Origin of the sequence: Pseudarthrobacter sp. (genome assembly GCF_036675385.1) — a bacterium.
Classification (GTDB): Bacteria; Actinomycetota; Actinomycetes; order Actinomycetales; family Micrococcaceae; genus Arthrobacter.
The window spans coordinates 1-3,621 of record NZ_JAKFFD010000192.1; the positions used below are offsets into that span (position 1 = coordinate 1).

The window sequence follows — 3,621 nt, forward strand, 5'->3', positions numbered from 1 at the left end:
TGGAACTTGGACCCAGAAACCTGGACCGGGCCTCAGCCCTTGGCGGCCTTCACGAAGGCGCGGATCTTCGCCAGGTCCTTGACGCCACGGGAAACCTCGACGCCGGAGCTGACGTCCACGCCCCACGCACCTGAGGCGGCGGTGGCGTGCGCCACGGTGTCCTGGTTCAGTCCGCCGGCCAGCAGCCACTTGCGGTCCTGGAGCGCCGTCACATCCACCATGGAGGCGTAGTCCCAGGCCTCTCCGGAGCCGGGCACTGCGGCATCAATCAACAGCATTTCCTCGCCCCAGTTGGCGAACGCGTCCGCAGTGGCTGCCATGGTGACCGCCCTGATCAGCTTCATCCCGGCGTCGTGCACTGTTGTGACGTCCTCCGGGGTGAGGTCTGCATGGAGTTGGACCCACTCGAGTCCTGCGGCACGGGCGATGGCAATGGCATCGGCGACCGGTTCATGCCGGAAAACGCCGATGGCAAGTACCCCATCCGGCACATCGGCCAGAAGAGTGGAAACCTGCGACGGCGAGACCACCCGCGGGCTTGCGGTGAGGACAAAGCCGACGGCGTCCGCCCCGGCGTCTACTGCTTCACGGACGGATTCGGGCGTACTGAGTCCACACACTTTGACGAACATTCCGGCTCCTTCAGGCTGTCTACGCATAGTCCCCCGGGAGGAGACTAACAGGCAAGTACCCGCGGCGCCGATGTTGGCCGGTTCCATTTCAGAAGCCGGAGAGCATACGCTCCACCATGGTGCGGCCGGTCTGTTCGAAGGCGGCGTCGCCCAGCTGGTTGGCCCATACCACCGTGCCGATGGCCTGGTTCAGGTTCTCCAGCCGCCACAGGTCAGCCTCCGCCGGGCCCACCGTTTTGCCCAGGCCCGCCTGGAACGCATCCGCCAGATCGGGCCGGTGGACGAACCGCTGGTGGCTGAGCCGCACCAGGTCGTGCACCCACGGACGCGGTTCGGCACGGCCAAAGTCGATGACCTTGACCTGCCCGTTGTCCTGCAGCCAGTTCCTCGGCTGGTAATCGCCGTGCGTTGCCACCAGCAGCGCCACGCCCGGCCGCAGTTCATGGAGCGCCTGTTCAAAGCTGTCGAGCTGCGATTCGGGCAGCAGCCCGTGGGCACGGTCCATCCACGCACGGGTCTTGGCCGTGAGGGCTGTTGCATAGGTGGACGAGACACCGGCGGGCCGGTGAATCCTCGCCAGCAGTGCCCCGGCCTGGCGGTACGTTTCCGGATCGTCCTCGGCCGGCGTCCCCTGCACCAACGTTCCCGGCAGGAATTCCGTCACCAGGATCCCGGCATCCGCCGAGGCATGCCGTAACGCCGGAATCCGCCCGTGAAGCCCTTCAAACCCGCCGGTGTGGGCGGCGATCTCGCGGTGGATATGGTGGCTTGTGGTGCTCGCCTTGACGATGAATTCGTCGCCCGACGGCGTGGCAACGTGGAGGACGTTCGTGTCCTGCAGGGGCCACGAGTAGTCCTTCACCACGCTGAATCCCCCGAGCCAGGACGTCAGCAGCCGGCTCTGTTCCTCGGTGATCCCCTGGCGCATTCGCCCAGCATGCCACGCGTGGCGGGGTCGCCCAAACACTGGAGAGGGCGCCCAAACGAACTAGGCTGGTCCGATGGAGATCATCCGCTTCGCAGAACTCAGGTCCGAACCGTGGCGCAACGGCGGCGGGGTGACCCGGGAGCTTGCCAGCCACCCGAAGGCCGCCTCTTCGCAGGACGGCGCCTGGGACTGGCGGGTCAGCATCGCCGATGTCAGCAAGGCCGGGGATTTCTCGGCGTTCCCGGGCATGGAACGTGTGCTGACCGTGATCGACGGCGAGCTGCTCCTTCTCACGGTGGATGGCGCCGAGCACCCGCTGGAAAAGTACCGGCCGTTCAGGTTCTCCGGCGAAGCTGCCGCGCACGGTGCCCTGCCCACCGGGGACATCCGCGACCTGAACGTCATCACCCGGACGGGGTCGTTCAAGGGCTTCACGTCCATCATCGAGCTCTCCAAAAAGCGCGCGCACCCGGTTTTTGAGGGCCAGCTTGCTGTGCTGCTGCAGGGCCAGGCCACCGTCAGCGCGGGCAACCTCAGCGTCAGCGCGGAAGCCGCGGGAACCGCTGCCGCCGCAGAAGCCGACGCCGACGCCGACGCCGACGATGCTGCCCCCAGCCCCACGGAACCCGAGGCACTCAACAGGTATGACGCCGTCGTCGGCTCCGATACCGGGACCCCCGAAATCCTGGGCCGCGGCTTCCTGGCCGTGGTTTCAATCGACCGCGTGACTGCCTGATCCAGCGCTGCAGGCTAGCCTCGCCTTCGTTATCTGAGCCTTCCCACACTGGTCAGCGAAACGCGGCCCTCCTAGACTCTGGCTATGACTTCCACACCCTTCAATGCGCTCCTGTCCACCCAGATCGGCAACGAGTTCGCGGCCTCGCAGCAGTACATTGCCGTGGCCACCTGGTTCGCCAACCAGGACCTCCCGCAGCTGGCCCGCTACTTCTACCGGCAGTCGGTGGAGGAGCGGAACCACGCCATGATGATGGTGCAGTACATGCTGGACCGCGACATTGAATTCACCATCCCGGGCGTCCCCACCGTGCGCAACGACTTCTCCTCCGTGACCGAGCCGCTGGCCCTGGCGCTGGAGCAGGAGAAGGAAGTGACGGCCTCGATCGAGGCCCTGTTCCGCGCCGCCCGTTCCGAGGACGATGCCCTTGGCGAGCAGTTTATGCTGTGGTTCCTCAAGGAGCAGGTGGAGGAGGTCGCCGCCATGACCACCCTCTATAACATCGCCGAGCGCGCGGACAACCTGTTCGACATCGAGAACTTCATCGCCCGCGAAACGGTGGGCAATGGGGGCCGCGACTCCTCCGCTCCGGAAACGGCCGGCGGCGCGCTCTAAAGGTCCCCCTCCCCCGGCGGTGAGGTTGGCCACCAACCCGGCCACCCGCCGTCGGGCGTTGCTATGCTGGAAACAAGGCTCCGCACAGGACCCTCCGGACGACGGTTCAGTACCCGGCACGCGACAAGACTGGCCAAAGGATCTGTCATGTCGTGGTTAATCCTCATTCTTTCCGGGGCGCTGGAGGCCGTCTGGGCCGCAGCCCTGCACCGGACATTCCAGGCCTCCGGCCGACGCCGGCTCGCGCCCGCCCTCCTCTTTCTGGTCTCCGTCCTCGCCAGCATGGCCGGCCTCGCAATCGCTATGCAGTCCATCCCCACCGGCACCGCGTACGCCGTGTGGGTGGGCGTGGGCGTGGTGCTGACGTCCGCCTACGCGATCATCACCAGGGCGGAACGTCCGACGACGGCGCGCCTGCTGCTGCTTACCGGCATCGCCGCGTGCGTGGTTGGCCTGAAGGTGGTGGCGTAATGAATAAGCGTTCCGCTGCGTGGCTGATGCTGCTGACCTCCGCCGTGCTGGAAGCCGTCTGGGCCACCGCGCTGGGCCAGTCCGACGGTTTCACCCGGCCCCTGCCCACCGTGGTCTTCGGCGTAACGGCCACCCTGAGCATGATTGGCCTGGGCCTGGCCATCCGCAGCATCCCGCTCGGGACGGCCTACGCCGTCTGGGTGGGGATCGGCGCTGCCCTGACGGTGGGCTGGGCGATG

6 protein-coding genes and 1 riboswitch are annotated in these 3,621 nt (G+C 66.7%); of the genes, 4 read left to right on the forward strand and 2 right to left on the reverse strand.

Annotated elements, in window-relative coordinates:
- Window positions 1-32 precede the first annotated feature (32 nt).
- Window positions 33-632 carry a phosphoribosylanthranilate isomerase gene (locus tag V6M49_RS16315; protein WP_141138619.1) on the reverse strand — a complete coding sequence of 200 codons (600 nt, stop codon included), beginning with the start codon at window positions 630-632 and terminating at the stop codon, window positions 33-35.
- A gap of 88 nt (window positions 633-720) precedes the next feature.
- Window positions 721-1,560, reverse strand: coding sequence for an aminoglycoside phosphotransferase family protein (locus tag V6M49_RS16320; protein ID WP_332762054.1), 840 nt, complete (start codon window positions 1,558-1,560; stop codon window positions 721-723).
- Between the two features lie 73 nt (window positions 1,561-1,633).
- Here V6M49_RS16320 and V6M49_RS16325 point away from each other — a divergent pair, with 73 nt between their 5' ends.
- From V6M49_RS16325 to V6M49_RS16340, 4 genes are all read left to right on the forward strand, one after another.
- Entirely contained in the window at window positions 1,634-2,296 is a 663-nt protein-coding gene (locus V6M49_RS16325) for a HutD/Ves family protein (protein WP_332762055.1), read from the forward strand.
- An 84-nt stretch (window positions 2,297-2,380) separates the two neighbouring features.
- A complete protein-coding gene (locus V6M49_RS16330) occupies window positions 2,381-2,911 on the forward strand; it encodes a ferritin (RefSeq protein ID WP_332762057.1) in 531 nt (176 codons plus the stop codon).
- Window positions 2,912-2,983: 72 nt separating this feature from the next.
- Window positions 2,984-3,049: riboswitch (guanidine-III (ykkC-III) riboswitch) on the forward strand.
- A 9-nt stretch (window positions 3,050-3,058) separates the two neighbouring features.
- A complete protein-coding gene (locus tag V6M49_RS16335; RefSeq protein WP_141138623.1) occupies window positions 3,059-3,382 on the forward strand; it encodes a DMT family transporter in 324 nt (107 codons plus the stop codon).
- A partial coding sequence (locus V6M49_RS16340; protein ID WP_332762060.1) for a DMT family transporter occupies window positions 3,382-3,621 on the forward strand: 240 nt, incomplete at its 3' end. The genes V6M49_RS16335 and V6M49_RS16340, both read left to right, overlap by 1 nt.

Bases quoted from the DNA above. Each gene is read 5' to 3' on its own strand.
- V6M49_RS16330 (WP_332762057.1), top strand. From the start codon at position 2,381: ATGACTTCCACACCCTTCAATGCGCTCCTGTCCACCCAGATCGGCAAC.
- V6M49_RS16325 (WP_332762055.1), top strand. From the start codon at position 1,634: ATGGAGATCATCCGCTTCGCAGAACTCAGGTCCGAACCGTGGCGCAAC.
- V6M49_RS16335 (WP_141138623.1), top strand. From the start codon at position 3,059: ATGTCGTGGTTAATCCTCATTCTTTCCGGGGCGCTGGAGGCCGTCTGG.
- V6M49_RS16320 (WP_332762054.1), bottom strand. From the start codon at position 1,560: ATGCGCCAGGGGATCACCGAGGAACAGAGCCGGCTGCTGACGTCCTGG.
- V6M49_RS16315 (WP_141138619.1), bottom strand. From the start codon at position 632: ATGTTCGTCAAAGTGTGTGGACTCAGTACGCCCGAATCCGTCCGTGAA.